This window comes from Williamsia sp. DF01-3 (assembly GCF_023051145.1).
Classification (GTDB): domain Bacteria; phylum Actinomycetota; class Actinomycetes; order Mycobacteriales; family Mycobacteriaceae; genus Williamsia.
Window position 1 is genome coordinate 3,688,417 of sequence record NZ_JALKFS010000005.1, and the last position, 21,443, is coordinate 3,709,859.

Here is a 21,443-nt window from a genome sequence, read left to right on the forward strand (position 1 = left end):
GCCTAGCCACCCCCCGCAACCTGATTCGTCGGCGGTTGCAGCACCTGCCAGCCCACTGCAGAGCCGCCGTGCCGCTGGGCCAAACCAGCCATCCGGGAGCGTTCCTGGGACACGTGCAGGGCATCGATCAGCTGTACGCGGGCCAGGGCCACCACCTCGTTGCCGCCGGCGGCAACGACACCGGTTCCCGGCGGGACCGGAACGGGTCCGTAGTGGTCCTGGGCCGCGAGTTCCAGAGCCCCTGGGACGGACCCGGACGGCAGCACCAGGAGGTGCCGAAGAACCGACTGTTCGTGTTCGCGCCAACCGGAATCGGCGAGCACCGACGACGCCGCCTTCGCGTCGTCGAAACTCTCGGCCGTCACGACCAGGGACGGATCGTCGGCAGACAACTCCCCGTTGGACTTTCGGCCACCGGCGAGCCGACCGGACCATCGTTTCCACCGGGACACTTCGATCGGGTTCCCGTTCACGTCGCGAGGCACCCCACCAGCCTCCCAGGTGTGTGATTTTCAGCTCTCGGACACGCCGGGAACTGGGGATATGCGTACGTTTAGCTGGGTCGTCGCGACGCGCCAGAAAAATTCTGGACCCCAGTAGTCATCGCTTACTACGAACCGTCATACTTCTGGGGTGACTAGCGCTGCAGCACCCACAGGATCAGCTATCACCCAGCGCGTGCACTCGCTGAACCGACCCAACATGGTCAGCGTCGGCACGATTGTGTGGCTTTCGAGCGAGCTGATGTTCTTTGCCGGATTGTTCGCGATGTATTTCGTCGCGCGAGCCGGAAACTACGGCAACTGGCCGATGGAGCCCACCGAGCTCAACCTGACGTTGGCGATCCCGGTGACCACCGTGTTGATCCTGTCGTCGGTGACATGCCAGCTCGGTGTCTTCGCCGCCGAGCGTGGCGACGTCTTCGGCCTTCGCCGGTGGTACACGATCACCCTGATCATGGGCGCGATCTTCGTCGCCGGTCAGGCGTACGAGTACTACCACCTGGTTCACGAGGGCACGACGCTGTCGTCTAGCGCCTACGGCTCGGTGTTCTACATCACCACCGGGTTCCACGGCCTGCACGTGATCGGCGGTCTCGTCGCCTTTGTCTTCTTGCTGATCCGCACGCGGTTGAGCAAGTTCACCCCGGCTCAGGCAACCGCCGCGATCGTCGTGTCCTACTACTGGCACTTCGTCGACATCGTCTGGATTGCCCTGTTCGCGACCATTTACTTCATCCGGTAACGCGCACCACACTTCAGCCCAGGCAGAGTCAGTCCGCTTAGCAGAGAGACACAGATGAGTTCATCTCCCCCACCCACCTCACCCGGGGATTCGGTTGAGGGCGCCCTGAGCGAGGGCGCAGGCAGGATCGACGCGAAAAAGGCCAAGGCACGCCGCAAGTTGCGACGTCGCGCATCCGGCATCCTGCTGTTGCTCGCAGGTCTTGTGGTCGCCGGAGGCCTGGCCACTGCGATCACCCCGGACCCGCAGGTCGCCAAGGCGGACAGCGAGTCGAGTGCGGCGCTGATCCAGGACGGCCGCAAGCTCTACGAGACGTCCTGCATCACGTGCCACGGTGCCAACCTCGAAGGTGTGCTCGACCGCGGACCGTCGCTGGTCGGCGTCGGCGATGCGTCGGTGTACTTCCAGGTCTCGTCCGGGCGTATGCCCGCGGTCCGTGGTGAAGCCCAGATCCAGCGCAAGCCGGCCAAGTTCACCCAGGCCCAGATCGACCAACTCGGCGCCTACATCCAGTCGGTCGGCGGCGGCCCCCAGGTCGTGTACGCCAAGGACGCCAACGGAAACGTCATCTTCGAAGACGGTTACCCGGTTGTCGAGCAAGAGCAGTTGCGTGGTGAGAACATCGGCCGCGGTAGCGAGCTGTTCCGGCTGAACTGCGCGTCGTGCCACAACTTCACCGGTCGCGGTGGAGCACTGTCGTCGGGCAAGTTCGCGCCGGTCCTCGACCCGGCCAATGAGCAACAGATCTACACGGCGATGTTGACCGGACCGCAGAACATGCCCAAGTTCTCGGATCGTCAGCTCACCGATGAGGAAAAGCGGGACATCATCGGCTACGTCAAGTACGCGACGCGCCCCGAAGCACCGGGCGGGTACGCCCTGGGCGGCTTCGGACCGGTCTCCGAGGGAATGGCGATGTGGGCTGTCGGCGTAGTGGCTATCGTCGCCGCCGCGATGTGGATGGGATCACGCACATGAGCGATCAACACAAATCTGTCCCCACCCAGGACGAGCTCGACGGGATGAGCAACGACCAGCTGGTCAAGCTCGGAACCAACCTCGATGGTGTGGAGATCATCCACCGTCGGGAACGGTTCCCCGAGCCTGGCAGCAAGGCTGAGAAGCGCGCGGAGCGGTCGGTCGCGTTCTGGTTCCTGCTGGCCGGTTTATCGGCAGTGGCCTGCTTTGTCATCTTCATCTTCAACCACTGGGAATTCGTGATGCCCGGTGGCGACCACTACTGGCAGTACATCTTCAACACTCCCCTGCTGGGCGTGACCTTCGGATTGTCGATCCTCTCCATCGGAGTGGGCGCCATCCAGTTCACCAAGAAGTTCATCCCCGAAGAGATCTCGGTCCAGGACCGCCACGACGGCGGCTCGGCAGAGGTCGACAAGAAGACCGCTGCCGCCATGCTCGGCAACACCATGACGTCGTCCACGATCGGTCGTCGGAAGATGATCATCGGTGCCGGACTCTTCGGACTCGGAACCTTCGCGGTCACCGGCCTCGTCGCCCTGGTCGGTGGAATCATCAAGAACCCGTGGGCCGAGGGTAAGGATGCCCCTCTCTGGAACACCGGGTGGTCGCCGATCCACAACTCCCCTGAAGCCCCCAATGAGACGGTCTTCCTGCGTCGCGACACCGGCAACCCCCACCAGGTGGTCCTCGTCCGACCAGAAGACCTCGATGCCGGCGGCATGGAGACAGTGTTCCCATGGCGGGTCTCAGATGGCGTCGGCGAGACGGAAGAGTCTCGGCACAAGCTCCTCGAAGGACTGCGTGCGGTGGACAACCCCGTGATGCTGATCCGTCTGCGTCCCAACGACGCGGCCCGGGCCATCAAGCGCAAGAACCAGGAAAGTTTCAACTACGGCGACTACTTCGCATACACGAAGGTGTGCTCGCACCTCGGTTGCCCCGCATCGCTCTTCGAGCAGCAGACCAACCGAATCCTCTGCCCGTGTCACCAGTCCCAGTTCGATGCCCTCGAGTTCGCCAAGCCGATCTTCGGTCCAGCTGCTCGCGCGCTCGCGCAGTTGCCCATTACTGTGAATGAACAGGGTTATCTGGTGGCGGCCGGCGACTTCATCGAACCCGTCGGGCCGGCGTTCTGGGAACGCGGCCAGGGGAAGGACAGACCATGAGCAAACTCGCGCAACGCGCAGAAGAGGTCGACAGCCGGTATCACCTGGCTCCCGGTCTCCGTCGGCAGATCAACAAGGTCTTCCCCACCCACTGGTCCTTCCTGCTCGGCGAGATCGCGCTCTACAGCTTTGTGATCCTGCTGATCTCGGGTGTGTACCTGACGTTCTTCTTCGATCCGTCGATGAGCGAGGTCGTCTACAACGGCGCCTACGAACCGCTCAACGGCGTGATGATGACCAAGGCGTACGCCACCACACTCGACATCTCGTTCGAGGTCCGCGGCGGTCTGTTCGTCCGACAGCTCCACCACTGGGCAGCACTGCTGTTCGCGGCGTCGATCATCATCCACATGGCGCGCATCTTCTTCACCGGTGCGTTCCGCCGGCCACGTGAGGCCAACTGGGTCATCGGCTGCATGCTGCTGCTCCTGGCGATGTTCGAGGGCTTCTTCGGATACTCACTCCCCGACGACCTGCTCTCGGGCACCGGCGTCCGCGCTGCCATGTCGGGCATCGTCCTCGGAATACCGCTTGTCGGTACCTGGATCCACTGGGCGTTGTTCGGCGGTCAGTTCCCGGGCGACATCATCATTCCGCGGCTCTACATACTGCACGTGCTGCTTTTCCCAGGCATCATCCTGGCCCTGATCGGTGCACACCTCGCATTGGTCTGGTACCAGAAGCACACTCAGTTCCCCGGCCCCGGCCGTACCGAACAGAACGTCGTCGGCGTCCGCATCCTCCCCATCTTCGCGGCAAAGGCCGGTGCGCTGTTCGCGGTCACCTTCGGCTTCCTGGCGATCATCTCCGGCATCTTCCAGATCAACCCGGTGTGGGTGCTCGGGCCATACAACCCGGCACACGTGTCGGCCGGTTCGCAGCCCGACATCTACATGATGTGGACCGACGGACTTGCCCGCCTGATGCCGGCGTGGGAGGTCTACTTCGGGAACGCGTACACGATCCCGGCGATCTTCTGGGTGGTTGTTGTCATCGGGATCATCATCACCGTGATGTTCGCCTATCCCTGGATAGAGAAGCGCCTCACCGGCGACGATGCTCACCACAACCTGCTGCAGCGGCCTCGCGACACCCCGGTGCGCACAGGTATCGGCGCGATGGCACTCGCCTTCTACATCGTGCTCACCGTGTCGTGCATGAACGACATCATCGCGTACAAGTTCCACATTTCGCTCAACGCGACCACGTGGATGGGACGCATCGGCCTGATCATCGTGCCGCCGCTCGCGTACTACATCGCTTACCGCTGGGCCCTGGCCCTGCAGCGCAGTGACCGATTCGTGCTCGAGCACGGCATCGAGACCGGAATCATCAAGCGCCTTCCGCATGGTGAGTACATCGAGCTGCACCAGCCGCTCGGACCTCTCGATGATCACGGTCACCCGCTTCCGATGCCGTACGAGGGTGCAGCGCTGCCCAAGCGGATGAACAAGCTGGGCTCGGCCGGACACCCCGGTAGCGGTTCGCTGCTGGTGGCCGACCCGCCGGAAGAGCAACAGCGTCAGATCGAGCTCGACAGCGAAGCCCACCACGTCGAGAAGGACGCGCTGCGCGCTCTTCAGGCTCGTGGCGGAAGCCCGTTCACCGACTGATCTGCAACACCACAAGAAATCCGGGTCCCACATCGGGGCCCGGATTTTTGTGTATGTACGGCCTCTCAGATGTGGCACCTCTCCCCTACCTCACCGCCATGCTCGCGATCGATGTGGACAGAAGGGATCGTTCTGAGCGCCTCGACAACGACGGGGAAAGACTGAAACCACTCGGCGCGCGCTGCATCCGGTCAGGACGATCTGGCCCCGGGGACGTCCGATACGTAAACACGAGCAGGCGGGTACAACGGCGGCGCTACAGAGCCACCAGGATCACCAGAGGTCGCCGGAGCGCCACTCGCACAGCAGACGACCATCGGGCCGTCCGATCTCACCGAAGACGTGGACCCCTCCACGGTCGTCAGGCGTCGTGATCGGGCCGTCTGGCGTCAGTGCCCCGAGCTCGCCTTCCCAAGGACGCCAGCCTCGCGCCCGATACAGTGCTTCGCCGGCCGCGCTGGCGCTGAGCGCTCCGAAGTCGTAGGCACCCAGGACGATTCGCTCGCAAGCATCCATCACCTGATGCCCGAGACCCTGTCGTTGCCGTGTGGGATCGACGGCAACCGCTTCCACATACCCGACGCGGAGCGGCTTTTCGTCGACGACCATGGATCTGGCCACCACCGCCGCGTGGGCCACCACCTCGCCGCAGTCGGACGCGACCATGACGTGCAGGCCGCCGAGGGCGTGGTCGTAGTCGGTGTCTGCGAATGCACCGTCGAAAGCTCGGTTGAAGAGCTCACGCAGGTGACGGCGTTGCAAAGCACTCAGCTCCCAGGTGTGCCGTATCTCTACGGGCATCCCAGGAGCTGAGTGCGAAGAAGGATTGATGTTGTGCTGCTGGTCAGTGCTTTTCTTGCCCGGTGTGGTACTCGAACACCAGGCCGGCGACCGCACCGATGATGCAGGCGGCTGCGAAGCCAACGAACCAGAAGTTGCTTGTTGCCATGGCCACGGCGAGCACTGCAGCGCCGAGCGCGATCACCACGGGCCACCAGCTGCCGGGACTGAAGAAACCCAATTCGCCGGAACCATCAGACACCTCGGCGTCTTCGTAGTCCTCGGGGCGGATGTCCACGCGGCGAGCGACAAATCGGAAGTATGTCCCGATGATCAGGGTCAGGCCGCCGGTCATGACCAGGCCGGTGACACCCACCCACTCGACGTTCTTGCTGGACAGTCCACTGGCCAGCCCGTAGGCGATGGCGACCAGGAAGAAGAACCCGGTGAGCACCTCGAAGAGGCGCGCTTCAATTCTCATCTCGTGGCTCCTGGGTGCTAGTTCGAGGCCGTCTGGGTGCCGCGGCGGGTGTCGAAAGGCTTGGTGGTCAGCGCAGTGGCGGGCTCACCGATCGATTCGAGTGCCTGGGCGTTGGTGGCGTTCGGGTTCGAGTCGCGGAACTTAATGTAGCGATCGAACTCCTCGGGACTGACAGCACGCACCTCGAAGTTCATCATCGAGTGGTAGGTACCGCACATCTCGGCACAACGCCCGACGAAGGCGCCTTCGCGGTCGATCGAGCTGACCTGGAAGCGGTTGTCGGTGTGGTTCTCTTCCGGGAAGGGGAACACGTCGCGCTTGAACAGGAACTCGGGGACCCAGAACGAGTGGACAACGTCGTTCGAAGCGATCTCGAACTCGATGCGCTTGCCGGTCGGCAAGACCAGGACCGGGATCTCTTCGGAGTTACCGGTGGTCTCGATCTTGTCGTACATGAGGTACTCGCGGATGTTGTTGCGCTCCGCGTCGATTGCGTTCTGTTCGTTGTGGCCGGCCTGCTCGGCCTTCTCGCCGGCATGCTCTTCTAGCTCGGCCCGCTGGTTCTCGTACGGGTTCTCGCGAGTGCCGTCGTAACGGGCGCCGTCTTCCAGCTGCACCGTGCGGTAACCGAACTTCCAGTTCCACTGGAAGGCAGTGACGTTCACGACCACATCTGGATCGGACTTCTTCGCCTCGACATCGTTCTGCACGATGATCGTGAAGTAGAAGAGCACCGCGATGATCACGAACGGGATGGCCGTATAGGTCAACTCGAGCGGCACGTTGTAAGCGGTCTGACGCGGGAACTCGTCGCCACCGGGCTTCTTGCGGTGGAAGGTGATAGTCCAGAAGGTCAGCGCCCACACGATGATTCCCATGACGAGGGCAGCGATCACCGACCAGGTCCATAGGTGACGCATGCTTTCGGCCTCGGGCGTGATGCCCTCGGGCCAGCCGAACCGCATCACTTCTTCAGCGCTGCAGCTCGACAGCATCATCGCGCCGACACCCAAGAACAGGGTCGCGCTGATCTGCTTGATTCGACGTCCGCGGTGCTGACGCTTAGTCGATGCCGGAGGTCGCCCACCGTGTGCCAATTTCACGCCTTCCTACCCTGCCCAGACTGCAAACAGCCACACCGCCACCCACGATTGGTAGCTCGTGTACTACGCAGCGTAGACCAACCGCCCGCAACATTCGTATCGGGGTTTGGGTTCGTGTCACCGACGCCCGGAAAGCCGAGGACGCGCATGGGCCGGGCGGGCGGGGGCGGCCGTTGTTGCGGCATACTCGGGCATGTTCGAAGTGCTGTCCGGAGGACGAATTGAGGCTTTTTCGTGTGTGGTCTGCTAGGTCTGTTGTCCAGCGACGCGTCTGCGGGAGAGTCTGCCGAATTGGTGGCCGCGGCGTCGCACTGCATGCGCCACCGTGGGCCTGACGAGCCGGGTGGGACGTGGCACGACGCGGATGTGGCCTTCGGGTTCAACCGTCTTGCATTCATCGACATCGAGCACTCGCATCAGCCGTTGCGCTGGGGTCCTGCGGACAATCCGGAGCGGTACGCGCTGGTCTTCAACGGCGAGATCTACAACTACCTCGAGCTTCGTGAGCAGCTGAGCCGGGACGAGGGTGCAGAGTTCCGCACCCAGGGTGATGGCGAGGCCATCGTCGCCGCCTTCCATCACTGGGGTCCTGACGCGGTCGCCCGACTGCGTGGCATGTTCGCATTCGCGATCTGGGATACCGAGGAGCGGTCGATGTTCATCGCCCGCGACCCCTTCGGTATCAAGCCACTCTTCATCGCGACAGGCTCGGGCGGAACGGTCTTCGGCAGCGAGAAGAAGAGCCTCCTCGAACTCCTCGACCGGATCGGCGTCGCGGACGGTCTCGACCCCCGCGCAGTCCAGCACTACACGGTGCTGCAGTACGTACCGGAACCAGAAACGCTGCACGCGGGCATCCGTCGCCTCGAGTCCGGCAGCTACGCAACCATCAAGCCCGGACAACGACCGCAGGTGCGCCGGTACTTCACTCCCCAGTTCAAGGTTCGCCCGTTCACCCCGGACACCCAACAGAAGCGATACGACGAGATAGCCGCAGCGCTCGAGGATTCGGTCGCCAAACACATGCGCGCCGACGTCACGGTGGGTTCGTTCCTCTCCGGAGGCATCGATTCGACGGCCATCGCGGCGCTGGCGATCAGGCACAACCCGGACCTGATCACGTTCACGACCGGGTTCGAGCGCGAGGGCTACTCAGAGGTCGACGTGGCAGCCGAATCGGCCGCGGCCATCGGCGCTCGGCACGTCGTCAAGGTCGTCGGACCTGCCGAGTTCGCCGCCGCGATCCCGGAGATCGTGTGGTACCTCGACGACCCCGTCGCCGATCCGGCTCTGGTGCCGCTGTATTTCGTGGCGAAGGAAGCACGTAAGCACGTCAAGGTGGTCCTGTCCGGAGAAGGTGCCGACGAACTCTTCGGCGGGTACACGATCTACAAAGAACCGTTGTCGCTCAAGCCTTTCGAGCGGCTACCCCGAGGACTGCGGAAGGCCGCGGGCCGGTTGTCGGACCGCATACCCGAGGGCACACGCGGTAAGAGCCTGCTGCACCGCGGCTCGATGTCGCTCGAAGAGCGGTACTACGGGAACGCGCGCAGCTTCGACGACGCCCGGCTACGCGCTGTCCTGAAGGATTTCCGGCCGGACTGGACTCACACCGATGTGACGGCTCCAATCTACGCGACCTCCCAGGGGTGGGACCCGGTGGCGCGGATGCAGCATCTCGACCTGTTCACCTGGCTTCGCGGCGACATCCTGGTGAAGGCCGACAAGATCACCATGGCGAACTCGCTCGAGTTGCGGGTTCCCTTCCTCGACCCCGAGGTGATGCGGGTCGCCGAGGCCCTGCCCTTCGACGAGAAGATCTCGCACGGCACCACCAAATACGCGTTGCGGAAGGCCCTCGAGCAGATCGTCCCGGCGCACGTCCTGCACCGCAAGAAGCTGGGCTTCCCCGTCCCGCTGCGTCACTGGCTGGCCGGGACCGAGCTCTACGACTGGGCTCAGCAGACCGTCGAGAAGTCTCAGACCGAGCACATCTTCAACAAAGACGCGGTGCGGCAGATGCTGACGGAGCATCGCGCCGGAGTGGTCGACAACAGTCGACGACTCTGGACGGTGCTTGTTTTCATGGTGTGGCACGGGATCTTCGTCGAGGGCACCATCACGCCCCAGATCGAAGACCACCGCTACCCCGTCAAGCTCTAGCCTCGGCGTAGGCCGGGGCGGTCATCTCACGCCGGGATGACCGCTCCGATCTCGGCAGCGGCTTCGTCTCCGTACGCGCCCGCAATGCGGGCCAACGCTGATTCGCGGTTCCACGTCCAGTCTTGCGGCGCAATGGTTTCCAGCACCAGAACGGCGACCATCGAACCGAGCTGGGCGCTACGCTCATGACTCAGACCCGCTGCGTTACCGACAAGGAATCCGGCCCGGAAGCCGTCGCCGACGCCGGTCGGATCAACCTTCTCGGTCTCGGGCACCACCGGCACATGGGTGCGTGTTCCGTCGGCCTCGACGATCTCGGCACCACCGCTGCCCAGCGTGGTGACACGAAGACCGACCATCTCGGCGACCTGGGCATCGCTGAGCCCGGCCTTCTGACGTAGCAGGCCCCACTCGTACTCGTTGGTGAACAGGTAGGTGGCCCCGTCGATGAGTTCGCGTACCTGTTCGCCGTCGAGTCGCGCGAGTTGCTGCGAGGGGTCGGCGGCAAACGGTATGCCCAGCTCACGACACTCCCGACTGTGCACGATCATCCCCTCGGGATCATCGGCGCCGATCAGGACCAGCTCAGGCTTGCCGAACTCCTCGGCGAGACGGGCAAGCGAGATCTGGCGGGATTCACTCATCGCTCCGGCGTAGAAACTGGCCAGCTGCGCCATCTCATCGTCGGTGGTGCACATGAAGCGTGCCGTGTGGGCTGTCTCCGAGACGCGGACACCGCGCGTGTCCACACCGTTGTCCTCCAGGAACTTGCGGTAGTCGTCGAAGTCGCTGCCCACCGACCCCACGAGCAACGGCGAACCACCCAGGACACCCATCGCATACGAGATGTTCCCGGCGACACCGCCGCGCCGGATGATGAGTTCCTCGACCAGGAAGCTGAGAGAAATGTGGTCGAGATGTTCGGAAAGCAGCTGCTCGGAGAACTTCCCCTGAAAACGCATCAAATGATCTGTCGCGATCGATCCACAAATGGCAATGGCCACGAAAACGAGCCTTTCTGTTCACCCGGTGATGGGGCTAACGCTACATACGCCCACAGACGAAGCAGGGCATACCCCGAAACCGTCAAAAGTATGGGCGGGCGCCTCCGGTCCGGCCGGCATGACAACTGCCCAGACAGGACAACGGCCGCATCCGAGTGATCGGATGCGGCCGTTGCCGAAAGCCAGAGCCCCGTCGGGGCGGGGCGTCAGTTGAACGAGTCGCCGCAGGCTGAGCTGCCGGTTGCGTTCGGGTTGTCGATGGTGAAGCCCTGCTTCTCGATGGTGTCGACGAAGTCGATGCTCGCGCCCATGACGTACGGCGCGCTCATCCGGTCGACGGCCAGTCCGACGCCGTCGAACTCGACAACCAGGTCGCCGTCGAGGTTGCGGTCGTCGAAGTAGAGCTGGTAGCGCAGGCCTGCGCAGCCACCGGGCTGAACCGCGATGCGCAGCATGAGCTCTTCGCGACCTTCCTGCTCGCGCAGGGCCTTAGCCTTCGCGGCAGCGGCATCGGTCAGAATCACACCGTGGGCAGGCGCTTCGGTCTCGGTCTGCACAGCGGTCTCATTCGATGCGGTCATGGATTCTCCTCAGTGTGCGGGGCGTAGGCGTGCGATCGGCACAGTTGCCAGGTATCGGATGCGAACTTCCAACGCCTATAACCGTACTCCTGTCCCACCTATTCCCGCGCCACGCGGGCGGGCGAAAGCGCCGGTCACCACTCCTCGGCGACGTGCCGCGCGAGTCGGCGCAGCTGGTTGTCGGCGTCATCCATCGCTAGCTGGACCGATCCTGCGATGTCGACGATCGAGTCAGCCCTGGCGATGCCCGCCTCGGCGATCTGCGCGGGCGTGAGCGTCACCTGGCCTGCCAGCACAACGGTCGGGATACCTCGCCGACGCGCGGCTGTGGTGAGTGCCGCGACGACCTTGCCCTTGAGGGTCTGTTCGTCACACCGCCCCTCGCCGGTGATCACCAGGTCCACGTCGTCGATCAAGTGCTGCTGTCCGGTCGCCTCGGCGATCACAGTTGCGCCGGACACCCTCGTCGCCCCGAGCGCGATCAGCGCGGCACCCAGTCCCCCGGCCGCACCTGCGCCTGCATCCTCGGTGATGTCGCGGCCGGCGAGACCGTTGAGTGACGTGGCCCATTCGGCCATACCTTCCTCCAACAAGGAGACGGTCTGTGGGTCAGCGCCCTTCTGCGGCCCGAACACATGTGCTGCACCACCTGGGCCCAGCAGCGGGTTCTCGACATCCGACGCAGCCACCAACGTGACCGACCTCAGCAAATGTGCGGCACCGTCGAGACCACCCAGCGCGTCGATCAGACCACGACCGCCATCGGTGCTCGCGCTGCCGCCCAGCCCCACAACGATCTCGGTGGCGCCGGCGGCCACCGCTGCGGCCACCAGCTGGCCGACCCCGAACGTGTCCGCGGACAGCGCGGTCCGCGGAGTGGGGCCGCCTCCCAACTGGTGCAGCCCGCAGGCCTGGGCACATTCGACGTAGGCGGTCGCACGGTCTCCGCGACGATCCAGTAGCCAGTCGGCCCGAACCGACGCTCCCAGTGGACCTGCCACCGTCTCGCTGCGGCGATCGCCGAACCGGCTGGCCAGGACATCGACGAATCCCGGTCCGCCGTCGGACTGCGGCACCGATATCAACTCGTCGCCGGGACGTCCGAGCTTCCACCCGGCCGCGATGGCCTGGGCGGCCGCGACCGCTGTGAGGGTGTCACCGAAGGAGTCCGGGGCGATCAAAGCCTTCATGGAGGGAGTATAGGAACGGCACGGCAGCTCCGGCAGCGCAGCGAAGGCGCCGGCCACCCCGCCGGCAGGGAGTCCTGCACCACCCGGGGATCAGAACTGCCGCCGGGGAGATAATCTGACGGGGTGAAATTGCCCTGGAAGAAGGACGACGTCGAAGGCGACACCGTCGACACGACCGCCGGTCAGACAACGGTGGAAGAAACTGCGGGCAGTCGCAGGTACACCGAGGGCAAAGGTCGCCCGACTCCCAAGCGGCGCGACGCCCAGGGCAAGCGACGCGGACCGGTCAGCCCGGCCCCGCTGACCCGCGCCGAGGCACGGGCACGGAAGAAAGAACTCAAGGGGTCGAACGTCACCCTGACCAAGGCCGAGAAAAAGGACCAGGCCGACGCCCGCCGTCAGCAGCGCGCCGATCAGCGTCAGAAGATGATGGAAGGCGACGAGCGGTATCTGATGCCGCGCGACAAGGGCGAGGTGCGTCGTTACGCCCGCGACATCGTCGACTCCCGCCGGAACTTCGCCGGGATGTTCATGCCCTTCGCCATCCTGCTGATCATCGTCATGTTCGTGCCGGCCATCGCGGTGTACGCCACCTTGCTCATGCTGGTCTTCGTGATCTTCCTGGTGATCGACGGAGTGTTGCTGGGGCGGATCCTGAACAACCGCGTCCGCGAGCGGTTCCCGAGCACCGAAGACGGCGGATTCAAGCTCGGCTGGTACGGATTCAGCCGCGCGATGCAGCTGCGGTTCATGCGGGCACCAAAACCGAGGGTCAAGCCGGGTGACGCGGTCTGAGCGACGATGCGCACTCTGATCCTTGGTGGAATTCGTTCAGGTAAATCAGCTTTCGGCGAGGGACTGCTCCCGGCAACCGGCGTCCGATACATCGCCACCGCGGCCGATCCGGCAACCGGTGACCCGCAGTGGTCACAGCGCATCGCCGCCCACCGGTCACGACGGCCGGCCGGTTGGCAGACGGTGGAGTCCGCCGACGTCGCCGGTCGACTACGGTCCGACCCGGACGTGGCGACTCTTGTCGACGATCTCGGCGGGTGGGTCAGCAGACAGATCGACGATGTGGGCGGCTGGGACGACGACAACTTCGACCTCTCCGACAAGATAGCCGAATTCGTTTCTGCGATAGCAGATTTCACCGGAGACCTGGTCATCATCAGCCCCGAGGTGGGCCTGTCCCTGGTGGCGCCCACGCCGGCGGGACGACTGTTTCAGGATCAGCTGGGGCTTCTCAACAACGCCGTGGCTGCGACGTGTGACCGAACGGTCCTGGTTGTCGCGGGCAAGGTGCTCGAGATCGGCGACACGCAGCCGGCTGCCACCGGCGCTGTCAGCGCGGCGCCCGTCCCGGTCGAGGCATCGACAGCCGATGAGATCGAGGCCACGTCGGCCACCTCACAGACCGAGGGGTCCGACGATTCCGGGCAGCACACCGGCCTCGGCGCCGCAACGGAGTTCGAACTCCCCGAGCAGTTCGACTTCATCGCCGCACCCGACCGTGATGCAGCCATTGCGGCCAGGGCACGACAGGGTGAACTGACCAAGCCCACCGGCTCGCTGGGTCGGCTCGAAGAGATCGCAGTGTGGGTCGCTTCATGCCAAGGGATCTGTCCCCCATCGCCTTTCGGTCAGCCGACGGTTGTTGTGTTCGCCGGTGACCACGGGGTCGCCCGCGCCGGGGTGTCGGCGTACCCACCTGAGGTGACGGCACAGATGGTCGCCAACTTCACCGCCGGTGGAGCCGCGGTGAACGTGTTGGCCAGACTGCACGGTGCAAAGGTCAGGGTCGAGGATCTCGCGGTCGACGCCGAGACCCCCGAAGCCATCAGCCGGTTCAAGGTGCGGCGCAGCTCGGGAGACCTCACCGTCGAAGATGCTCTGACCACCGAGCAGACCCGCGCTGCCCTCGCCGCCGGGCGAGCCATCGCCGACCAGGAGATCGACAGTGGCGCCGATCTCCTGATCGCCGGCGAGATGGGTATCGGCAACACCACGCCCGCAACGATTCTCGTCGGTCTTCTGACGGACAACGAGCCCGTCGTGGTGGTCGGCCGCGGAACCGGCATCGACGACAACGGCTGGATCCGCAAGACTGCCGCGGTGCGCGACGGGATGCGTCGTGCGCGCCCCCACGGCAGGGTTCCCCTCGAGTTGATGCGCACCGTGGCAGGCGCGGAGATCACCGCGATGGCGGGCTTCCTGGCCCAGGCTGCCTTACGGCGCACACCGGTCATCCTCGACGGTCTTGTGGTCACAGCCGCGGCGCTGGTTGCCAACGACATGGCGCCCGGTTCTCGCGAGTGGTGGTTGGCCGGGCATCGATCCGCCGAGCCGGCTCACAGCATCGCGCTCAAGCAGCTCGATCTCGAGCCCCTCCTGGACCTCTCGATGCGCCTCGGCGAAGGCAGTGGCGCTTTGACCGCTCTCCCGGTGGTGCAGTCTGCGGTGGCCACACTCGCCTCCATGGCCACCTTCGCCGAAGCCCAGGTCACCGGCGCACCGGAACCCACGCGCGCCGGTCGATGAGCCTTCGCCGCGCGCTGCGCGGTCCTCAGACCGCGCTGTCCTGGTTGACCATCCTGCCTGTGGCGGAACCACCGGGCCCATTCGACCGCGCCTTGGGCGGCGCGGTTATCGGGTCCACTCCCCTGGTCGGTGCGGTCCTCGGCGGCATCGCCGCCGCAGCCGCTTTCGGATTGTCGTTCACCGACCTACCGGTGTTGATGCTCGGTCTGTTGATCGTCGGGTTGTTGGCGGTCCTGACCCGGGGCATGCACCTCGATGGGCTGGCGGACACCGCCGACGGACTGGGCTGTTTCGGTCCGCCCGAGCGGGTTCACGAGGTGATGCACAGTGGCAGCACCGGCCCGTTCGGCGCGGCGACGCTGGTGCTGGTGATGGCTGCGCAGGCAACCGGATACGGCGCCCTCATCGAACAGGGAAACTGGGCCGCCATCGTCTTCGTGGTCTTCCTCAGTCGCGTGGCCCCCGTGATCGGATGCCGGATCACGTTGCACGCCACCGAGAAATCCAAATTCGGTGCGTTGACCGCGGGCACGCAGCGGTTGACCATCCCGTTCTGGGTGATGGGGGCTGTGATCGCCGGGTTCGCCATCGAGCCGGTACCGCCCATCCCCGGTGCGTTCACCGCCGTGGCGGTCGCAGCCTTCGCCTGGGCATTCACCGCACACTGTTCCCGACGATTCGACGGCGTGAACGGCGATGTTCTCGGCGCTCTCGTCGAGCTGAGCGCACTGATCGCCCTGTGCGGGATGCTGATCGGCTGACAGGCCGGACGCCGACCTCAGCCGTGGAGCTTGGTCATCCAGCCGTGCGTGTCCGCGAACGTCCCGCGCTGTATTCCGGTGAGGGTGTCACGCAGGGCCATCGTCACCTTGCCCGGCTGACCGTCGGCGATCGTGTAGTCGTCGACGTCACCCTTGACGTGTCCAACCGGGGTGATCACCGCGGCGGTGCCACAGGCGAAGACCTCCGTGATCTCGCCCGATGCCACGCCTTTGCGTAGCTCCTCGACGCTGATCTTGCGTTCACTGACGTCGAACCCGGCGTCGGTCGCCAACTGCAACAACGATTCCCGGGTGATCCCAGGCAACAGAGATCCCGACAGCTCCGGGGTCACGAGCTTTGCGTCGGCACCGGATCCGAACACGAAGAACAGGTTCATCCCGCCCATCTCTTCGATGTGACGACGCTCGATGGCGTCGAGCCAGACCACCTGGTCGCATCCGTGTTCGGCGGCCTGGGCCTGTGCCAGCAGTGACGCCGCGTAGTTGCCACCGAACTTGGCCGCGCCGGTACCGCCGGGCGCCGCCCGCACGTACTCGGTGGACAGCCAGACACTCACCGGATGAACGCCGCGGGGGAAGTACGCACCGGCAGGCGACGCGATCAGCATGTACCGGTACTCGGTGGCGGGCCGCACCCCGAGGCCGGGCTCGGTGGCGATCATGAACGGGCGCAGATAGAGCGACGACTCGCCGCCGGCTGCGGGCACCCACTCGTGATCCGCGGCCAGCAGGGCCTGCAGCGAGGCCATGAAGTCCTCGGTGCTCAGTTCGGGCATGGCCAGCCGACGCGCCGAACGCTGCATCCGCGCTGCGTTGGCGTCGGGCCGGAATGATGCGATCGTCCCGTCGGACTGCCGATAGGCCTTGAGACCTTCGAAGATCTCCTGGGCGTAGTGCAGCACCATCGCCGAAGGATCCAGGGCGATCGGGCCGTACGGGACAATGCTCGCGTCGTGCCAGCCTTTGTCCGCGCTGTAATCGATGATCACCATGTGGTCGGTGAAATGCCTGCCGAATCCCGGGGCTTCCAGGATGTCGGCGCGGCGCGACTGGGACACCGGCTGGGGATGCTCGGTCCGGACGAACTCCAAGGTCATCAGGCAATGGTAACGCTCACCCGTGAGCCGATTCCGACCACCGATTCCGCGTGGCCCGACGACCCCCGGACCGCAGGCGAAACGGGTGTGGTCAGCCGGCGTTCGCGGTCACGAACGGCGGCAGCACCACCTCACACTCGAGAGCCCGTCCCCGGACATCGATGACCACGGTGTCGCCTTTGGCGACACCGGCGGCACTGTCGATGAGCGCCAGGGCAATTCCGGTCTTGAGCGTCGGAGAGAAAGTGCCGGATGTGCACACGCCGATCCGGTCACCGCCTGCTTCCGACAACACGGGCAGATCGGCACGCGGCACGCCGCGCCCGGTCGCCCGCAGACCCCACAGCCGCCGCACCGGGCCCGCCTCCTTCTCGGCCAGCAGGGCGTCGCGGCCGAAGAACTCCGGCTTCTTCCACCCGACAGCCCAACTGCAACGGGCCTGCAGTGGACTGATTTCAACCGACAATTCGTGTCCGTGCAACGGGTAACCCATCTCGGTGCGGAGGGTGTCGCGAGCTCCCAATCCGGCCGGCTGCCCGCCGGCCGCGACAACCGCGGACAGAAGGGCATCGAAGACCGGCGCGCTGTCGTCCCACGACGGCAGCAACTCGTAGCCGCGTTCACCGGTGTATCCGGTCCGGCACACCCTCACCGGATACTTCGCGTCACCCACCGCCAACTCGGCATCGGCGAAGGACATGTAGTCCATCTCCGTCGGCACGCCCAGGTCCGCGAGCACCTGCGCCGAGCGTGGGCCCTGAACCGCGATGACACCGAAGTCGCGATGACGGTTCCGGACCTCGATCCCGGCAGGGGCAACGGCCGCGAGCGCCGCGACCACTGCAGCCGTGTTCGCGGCGTTCGGAACCATGAACACCTCGTCGTCGGACACCCAGTAGACGATCAGGTCGTCGATGACCCCGCCGGTGTCGTTGGTGCACAACGTGTATTGGGCCTTGCCCGGCGCGATCTTGTTCAGATCGTTGGTGAGGGTGCGGTTGACGAACTCCGCAGCTCCCGGTCCGGTGACGGACGCCTTGCCGAGGTGACTGACGTCGAATATCCCGACCGCCTCACGCACGGCAGTGTGCTCGGCGACGGTGCCCGCATAGGACACCGGCATGTTCCATCCGCCGAATGCCGCGAAACTCGCGCCCAGCGTGCGGTGCGATTCCTCGATCGGCCCGGCCAGCAATTCACCTTCGCTCATGGCGTTACGCTATCGCGCCCACGGCGGGCCCGGGAGCGCGGCGAACTAGGATCGACAATCGGGAAGCATGTCGGCTACGAGTGGGAGTGAAACGTGAGCAAGTCAAGCGCGAACCGTCGGCTGGGTCCGGAACTGTCTCTGGTGACCCAGATCGGCAAGGGCGACGACGTTCTGGTCATCGGATTGACGACCGCCGAGGACGACGGCGCTCCCACATTGGTGATCGGCGACGGACTGCTCGACGATGCGCAAGCAGGCGCAGTGGACTCCGCGCTGTCTGCGGTCGGGGCCACCGGCGCGGCCGGCCAGCTCACCCGGATCCCAGCACCTCCCGGACTCGGCGTCTCCTCTGTCCTCGCGGTGGGCCTGGGTGTCCCGGCCAAACTCGATGACAGCGAACACGTTCGACGGCAGGCAGGTGTTGCCGCTCGGAGCCTCGACGGGGTGGCCAGTGCTGTCACCACGCTGTCCACGATCGATCTGACCGCCGTCGCTCAGGGTTTCTTCCTCGGCTCCTACCGCTTCGACGAGTTCCGTTCGAAGGAGCCGGAGAAGTCCGGGGTCACCGCGGTCAAGCTCCTGGTGCCCGCCACGGACAAGCAGACCAAGAAAGATCTCGAGCGCGCCGAGGCCATCGCCACCGCCGTCGCGACCGCCCGCGACTTCGTCAACACCCCGCCGAGCCATCTGTATCCCGAAGAGTTCGCACAACGCGCCAAGGCCCTCGGCTCTGCCGCCGGCCTCAAGGTGGAGATCCTCGACGAGGCGGCCTTGGCCAAGGACGGCTATGGCGGCATCGTCGGCGTCGGTCAGGGCAGTTCCCGGCCACCGCGGCTGGTGCGGCTCACCCACACCGCCGGCCGCAAGGCGAAAACCGTTGCGCTCGTGGGTAAGGGCATCACCTTCGACACCGGTGGCATCTCGATCAAGCCGGCACCGGCATGGACCACATGACCTCGGACATGGGCGGAGCTGCGGCGATCGTGGCCACCACCATCCTCGCGGCCAAACTCGACGTCGGTGTCAACGTCATCGCCACCGTCCCGATGGCCGAGAACATGCCGTCCGGCACCGCCCAACGTCCCGGCGACGTCCTCACCCAGTACGGCGGCAAAACCGTCGAGGTGCTCAACACCGATGCCGAGGGCCGGCTCATCCTCGCCGACGCGATCGTGCGCGCGTGCGAGGACAACCCCGACTACCTCATCGACACCGCAACACTCACCGGGGCGCAGATGGTGGCCCTGGGGACACGCACACCAGGTGTGATGGGCACCGAGGAGTTCCGTGACCGTGTCGCGACGATCTCCCGCTCGGTGGGCGAATCAGGTTGGGCGATGCCGTTTCCCGAGGAATTGCGTTCAGATCTCGATTCCAGGGTCGCCGACCTTGCCAACATCACCAATCACCGTTGGGGCGGAATGCTCTCGGCGGCGTGTTCCTGCGCGAGTTCGTCGCCGACGGAGTCGAGTGGGCCCACATCGACATCGCCGGACCTGCATTCAACACCGGAGGCCCGTGGGGCTATACCGGTAAAGGCGGTACAGGCGTCCCCGTACGCACCATCTTCGCCGTGCTCGAGGAGATCGCTGCCGAAGGGTAGAGCAAAAGGTAGGGTTTAGACCGGCGGTTCGGCCCACCAGGAAGTACCGCCACAACGCCGCGTCACCAACACCGGTGGCTCGGACTCAGACCGCAGACCGTACACCGGATCTCGAAATCGAGGAGTCGACAACGATGGCCTTCTCCGTCCAAATGCCCGCCCTGGGTGAAAGCGTCACCGAGGGCACAGTCACCAGGTGGCTCAAGCAGGAGGGTGACACGGTCGAGGCCGATGAACCGTTGCTCGAGGTGTCGACCGACAAGGTCGACACCGAGATCCCGGCCCCTGCCTCAGGTGTCCTGACAAAGATCGTCGCCCAAGAGGACGACGTGGTCGAGGTCGGCGGCGAGCTGGCCCAGATCGGCGAAGAAGGCGAATCGGGCGGAAGCTCCGACGACGCCGACTCCGGCGATGCCGGTTCCGACGAGGCGCCCGCCGAGCAAGAGGCGGAACCCGAACCCGAGCCTGAATCCGAACCCGAGCCGGCCAAGCCCGCCGCTTCGGGGTCGGGATCGAGCGAAGGCACCGACGTCACCATGCCCGAACTGGGTGAGTCCGTGACAGAGGGCACGGTGACGCGCTGGTTGAAAGAGGTCGGCGACTCGGTCGAGGCCGATGAGGCCCTCGTCGAGGTGTCCACCGACAAGGTCGACACGGAGATCCCATCACCGGCGGCCGGCACCCTGCTGGAGATCGTCGCCCAGGAAGACGACGTGGTCGAGGTCGGCGGGCGTCTGGCGGTCATCGGTTCGGCCGACGCCAAACCGTCCGCACCCGAGCCTGAGCCGGAACCCGAGGCTAAAGCCGAGCCGGAACCCGAGCCAGAGCCCGAGCCCGAGCCAGAGCCCGAGGCGAAGGAACCCGAACCGGCGCCGGCCCCGAAGTCCGAGCCCGCCCCCAAGTCTGAGCCCGCCGACAAGTCGGCCGCTGCCTCCAGCGGTGGCGACAGCGGCTCGAGTCCATACGTGACGCCGCTGGTCCGCAAACTCGCGGCCGAGAACGACGTCGACCTGAACTCGATCAAGGGCACCGGTGTCGGTGGCCGCATCCGCAAGCAGGATGTGCTCGCCGCCGCCGAGGCCGCAAAGACTCCGCCGGCAGCCGAGAAGTCCGCCGAGCCCGCACCCGCGGCGCAAGGGTCTTCGTCTGCGGTGGCACCGCGGCCGGAGCTGGCCCAGCTGGTCGGTACCACGCAGAAGATCAACAGGATTCGCCAGATCACGGCCAAGAAGACCCGCGAGTCCCTGCAGGAGAGCGCTCAGCTCACGCAGGTCTTCGAGGTCGACATGACCAAGATCGTGACGCTGCGCAAGGCGGCGAAGGAAGGCTTCAAATCGAGCGAGGGCGTGAACCTCACGTTCCTGCCGTTCATCGCGAAGGCTGTCGTCGAGGCCCTCAAGGCTCATCCGAACGTGAACGCGTCGATCGACGAGGATGCCAAGGAGATCACCTACTACTCGAAGGTGCACCTCGGTATTGCGGTGGACACCGAGCAGGGTCTGCTATCGCCGGTGATCCACAACGCCGATGACCTCTCGATCGCCGGACTGGCGCGGGCGATCGCCGACATCGCGAGCAGGGCGCGGAGCAACAAGCTCAAGCTCGACGACCTGACCGGTGGCACGTTCACCATCACCAACATCGGCAGCCAGGGCGCGTTGTTCGACACCCCGATCCTGGTTCCGCCGCAGGCCGCGATGCTGGGCACCGGCGCGATCGTCAAACGCCCGGTGGTGCTCACCGGAGCAGACGGTTCCGAGTCGATCGCGGTGCGGTCGATGTCGTATCTGCCGCTGACCTACGACCACCGGTTGATCGACGGTGCCGACGCCGGACGCTTCCTCACCACGGTGAAGCATCGTCTGGAAGAAGCGGCGTTTGAGGCAGATCTCGGCCTCTAACC

At 65.2% G+C, this 21,443-nt stretch carries 18 protein-coding genes and 1 pseudogene; 10 read left to right on the forward strand and 9 right to left on the reverse strand.

The genetic code is table 11. From position 1 onward, the window contains the following. Nucleotides 1-2: 2 nt before the first annotated feature. Nucleotides 3-485 (reverse strand): hypothetical protein, encoded by a 483-nt coding sequence (locus MVA47_RS19440; protein ID WP_247209389.1) that lies wholly within the window; start codon nucleotides 483-485, stop codon nucleotides 3-5. A 217-nt stretch (nucleotides 486-702) separates the two neighbouring features. On the opposite strand from MVA47_RS19440, the gene MVA47_RS19445 reads away from it, so the two are divergent. Genes MVA47_RS19445 through MVA47_RS19460 form a run of 4 tightly spaced genes read left to right on the forward strand, consistent with a single transcriptional unit; the run spans nucleotide 703 to nucleotide 5,005 of the window. After that, the gene (locus MVA47_RS19445) at nucleotides 703-1,245 is read left to right on the forward strand and encodes a heme-copper oxidase subunit III (protein ID WP_197037988.1); all 543 of its coding nucleotides are present in this window, start codon (nucleotides 703-705) and stop codon (nucleotides 1,243-1,245) included. 54 nt (nucleotides 1,246-1,299) lie between these two features. After that, nucleotides 1,300-2,223: a c-type cytochrome gene (locus tag MVA47_RS19450; protein WP_023953761.1), complete on the forward strand. Its 924-nt coding sequence runs from the start codon at nucleotides 1,300-1,302 to the stop codon at nucleotides 2,221-2,223. After that, nucleotides 2,220-3,392, forward strand: coding sequence for a ubiquinol-cytochrome c reductase iron-sulfur subunit (locus MVA47_RS19455; protein WP_247209390.1), 1,173 nt, complete (start codon nucleotides 2,220-2,222; stop codon nucleotides 3,390-3,392). Before MVA47_RS19450 ends, MVA47_RS19455 begins: the two co-directional genes overlap by 4 nt. Further along, nucleotides 3,389-5,005, forward strand: a complete 1,617-nt coding sequence (locus MVA47_RS19460; protein ID WP_030171511.1) for a cytochrome bc complex cytochrome b subunit — start codon at nucleotides 3,389-3,391, stop codon at nucleotides 5,003-5,005. Before MVA47_RS19455 ends, MVA47_RS19460 begins: the two co-directional genes overlap by 4 nt. 273 nt (nucleotides 5,006-5,278) lie before the next feature. Here the strand turns inward: MVA47_RS19460 and MVA47_RS19465 are convergent, their stop codons facing one another. From MVA47_RS19465 to MVA47_RS19475, 3 genes are read right to left on the reverse strand one after another with little or no spacing between them, the layout of a single operon-like run. Beyond that, the gene (locus tag MVA47_RS19465) at nucleotides 5,279-5,806 is read right to left on the reverse strand and encodes an N-acetyltransferase (protein WP_247209391.1); all 528 of its coding nucleotides are present in this window, start codon (nucleotides 5,804-5,806) and stop codon (nucleotides 5,279-5,281) included. Between the two features lie 43 nt (nucleotides 5,807-5,849). Then, a complete protein-coding gene (locus MVA47_RS19470; RefSeq protein WP_030171513.1) occupies nucleotides 5,850-6,266 on the reverse strand; it encodes a cytochrome c oxidase subunit 4 in 417 nt (138 codons plus the stop codon). Between the two features lie 17 nt (nucleotides 6,267-6,283). Next, nucleotides 6,284-7,306 carry a cytochrome c oxidase subunit II gene (locus tag MVA47_RS19475; RefSeq protein WP_374474433.1) on the reverse strand — a complete coding sequence of 341 codons (1,023 nt, stop codon included), beginning with the start codon at nucleotides 7,304-7,306 and terminating at the stop codon, nucleotides 6,284-6,286. 297 nt (nucleotides 7,307-7,603) lie between these two features. Between MVA47_RS19475 and asnB the strand changes: the two genes are divergently transcribed. Further along, nucleotides 7,604-9,532: an asparagine synthase (glutamine-hydrolyzing) gene (gene asnB, locus MVA47_RS19480; protein WP_247209392.1), complete on the forward strand. Its 1,929-nt coding sequence runs from the start codon at nucleotides 7,604-7,606 to the stop codon at nucleotides 9,530-9,532. A 26-nt stretch (nucleotides 9,533-9,558) separates the two neighbouring features. On the opposite strand, the gene MVA47_RS19485 is transcribed toward asnB, so the two are convergent. The 3 genes from MVA47_RS19485 to MVA47_RS19495 all read right to left on the reverse strand — a co-directional run bounded on the left by MVA47_RS19485 (nucleotide 9,559) and on the right by MVA47_RS19495 (nucleotide 12,307). After that, entirely contained in the window at nucleotides 9,559-10,536 is a 978-nt protein-coding gene (locus MVA47_RS19485; RefSeq protein WP_099384302.1) for a carbohydrate kinase family protein, read from the reverse strand. Between the two features lie 206 nt (nucleotides 10,537-10,742). Beyond that, complete coding sequence (locus tag MVA47_RS19490) at nucleotides 10,743-11,117, reverse strand: iron-sulfur cluster assembly accessory protein (protein WP_247209393.1); 375 nt, start codon at nucleotides 11,115-11,117, stop codon at nucleotides 10,743-10,745. A 134-nt stretch (nucleotides 11,118-11,251) separates the two neighbouring features. Then, a complete protein-coding gene (locus tag MVA47_RS19495) occupies nucleotides 11,252-12,307 on the reverse strand; it encodes a glycerate kinase (RefSeq protein WP_247209394.1) in 1,056 nt (351 codons plus the stop codon). A gap of 123 nt (nucleotides 12,308-12,430) precedes the next feature. On the opposite strand from MVA47_RS19495, the gene MVA47_RS19500 reads away from it, so the two are divergent. The 3 genes from MVA47_RS19500 to MVA47_RS19510 are packed head-to-tail and all read left to right on the forward strand — an operon-like array spanning nucleotide 12,431 to nucleotide 15,609. Beyond that, complete coding sequence (locus MVA47_RS19500) at nucleotides 12,431-13,102, forward strand: DUF3043 domain-containing protein (RefSeq protein WP_062799566.1); 672 nt, start codon at nucleotides 12,431-12,433, stop codon at nucleotides 13,100-13,102. A gap of 6 nt (nucleotides 13,103-13,108) precedes the next feature. Next, complete coding sequence (gene cobT, locus MVA47_RS19505) at nucleotides 13,109-14,848, forward strand: nicotinate-nucleotide--dimethylbenzimidazole phosphoribosyltransferase (RefSeq protein ID WP_247209396.1); 1,740 nt, start codon at nucleotides 13,109-13,111, stop codon at nucleotides 14,846-14,848. Continuing rightward, a complete protein-coding gene (locus tag MVA47_RS19510; protein ID WP_247209397.1) occupies nucleotides 14,845-15,609 on the forward strand; it encodes an adenosylcobinamide-GDP ribazoletransferase in 765 nt (254 codons plus the stop codon). Before cobT ends, MVA47_RS19510 begins: the two co-directional genes overlap by 4 nt. Nucleotides 15,610-15,626: 17 nt before the next feature. Here the strand turns inward: MVA47_RS19510 and MVA47_RS19515 are convergent, their stop codons facing one another. Both MVA47_RS19515 and gcvT read right to left on the reverse strand, forming a co-directional pair. Further along, nucleotides 15,627-16,727, reverse strand: a complete 1,101-nt coding sequence (locus tag MVA47_RS19515; protein WP_247209399.1) for a branched-chain amino acid aminotransferase — start codon at nucleotides 16,725-16,727, stop codon at nucleotides 15,627-15,629. Between the two features lie 91 nt (nucleotides 16,728-16,818). Then, nucleotides 16,819-17,937: a glycine cleavage system aminomethyltransferase GcvT gene (gcvT, locus tag MVA47_RS19520; protein WP_247209401.1), complete on the reverse strand. Its 1,119-nt coding sequence runs from the start codon at nucleotides 17,935-17,937 to the stop codon at nucleotides 16,819-16,821. Nucleotides 17,938-18,030: 93 nt separating this feature from the next. Between gcvT and MVA47_RS19525 the strand changes: the two are divergent. Together MVA47_RS19525 and sucB are read left to right on the forward strand one after the other, a co-directional pair. Then, nucleotides 18,031-19,540, forward strand: a pseudogene (locus MVA47_RS19525) (leucyl aminopeptidase). 134 nt (nucleotides 19,541-19,674) lie between these two features. Next, nucleotides 19,675-21,441 carry a 2-oxoglutarate dehydrogenase, E2 component, dihydrolipoamide succinyltransferase gene (gene sucB, locus MVA47_RS19530; protein WP_247209402.1) on the forward strand — a complete coding sequence of 589 codons (1,767 nt, stop codon included), beginning with the start codon at nucleotides 19,675-19,677 and terminating at the stop codon, nucleotides 21,439-21,441. Nucleotides 21,442-21,443 lie beyond the last annotated feature (2 nt).

Coding starts and splice junctions, on each gene's coding strand:
- MVA47_RS19445 (WP_197037988.1), top strand. CDS start 703: ATGGTCAGCGTCGGCACGATTGTGTGGCTTTCGAGCGAGCTGATGTTC.
- MVA47_RS19450 (WP_023953761.1), top strand. CDS start 1,300: ATGAGTTCATCTCCCCCACCCACCTCACCCGGGGATTCGGTTGAGGGC.
- MVA47_RS19455 (WP_247209390.1), top strand. CDS start 2,220: ATGAGCGATCAACACAAATCTGTCCCCACCCAGGACGAGCTCGACGGG.
- MVA47_RS19460 (WP_030171511.1), top strand. CDS start 3,389: ATGAGCAAACTCGCGCAACGCGCAGAAGAGGTCGACAGCCGGTATCAC.
- MVA47_RS19465 (WP_247209391.1), bottom strand. CDS start 5,806: ATGCCCGTAGAGATACGGCACACCTGGGAGCTGAGTGCTTTGCAACGC.
- MVA47_RS19470 (WP_030171513.1), bottom strand. CDS start 6,266: ATGAGAATTGAAGCGCGCCTCTTCGAGGTGCTCACCGGGTTCTTCTTC.
- MVA47_RS19490 (WP_247209393.1), bottom strand. CDS start 11,117: ATGACCGCATCGAATGAGACCGCTGTGCAGACCGAGACCGAAGCGCCT.
- MVA47_RS19495 (WP_247209394.1), bottom strand. CDS start 12,307: ATGAAGGCTTTGATCGCCCCGGACTCCTTCGGTGACACCCTCACAGCG.
- cobT (WP_247209396.1), top strand. CDS start 13,109: ATGCGCACTCTGATCCTTGGTGGAATTCGTTCAGGTAAATCAGCTTTC.
- MVA47_RS19510 (WP_247209397.1), top strand. CDS start 14,845: ATGAGCCTTCGCCGCGCGCTGCGCGGTCCTCAGACCGCGCTGTCCTGG.
- MVA47_RS19515 (WP_247209399.1), bottom strand. CDS start 16,727: ATGACCTTGGAGTTCGTCCGGACCGAGCATCCCCAGCCGGTGTCCCAG.
- gcvT (WP_247209401.1), bottom strand. CDS start 17,937: ATGAGCGAAGGTGAATTGCTGGCCGGGCCGATCGAGGAATCGCACCGC.
- sucB (WP_247209402.1), top strand. CDS start 19,675: ATGGCCTTCTCCGTCCAAATGCCCGCCCTGGGTGAAAGCGTCACCGAG.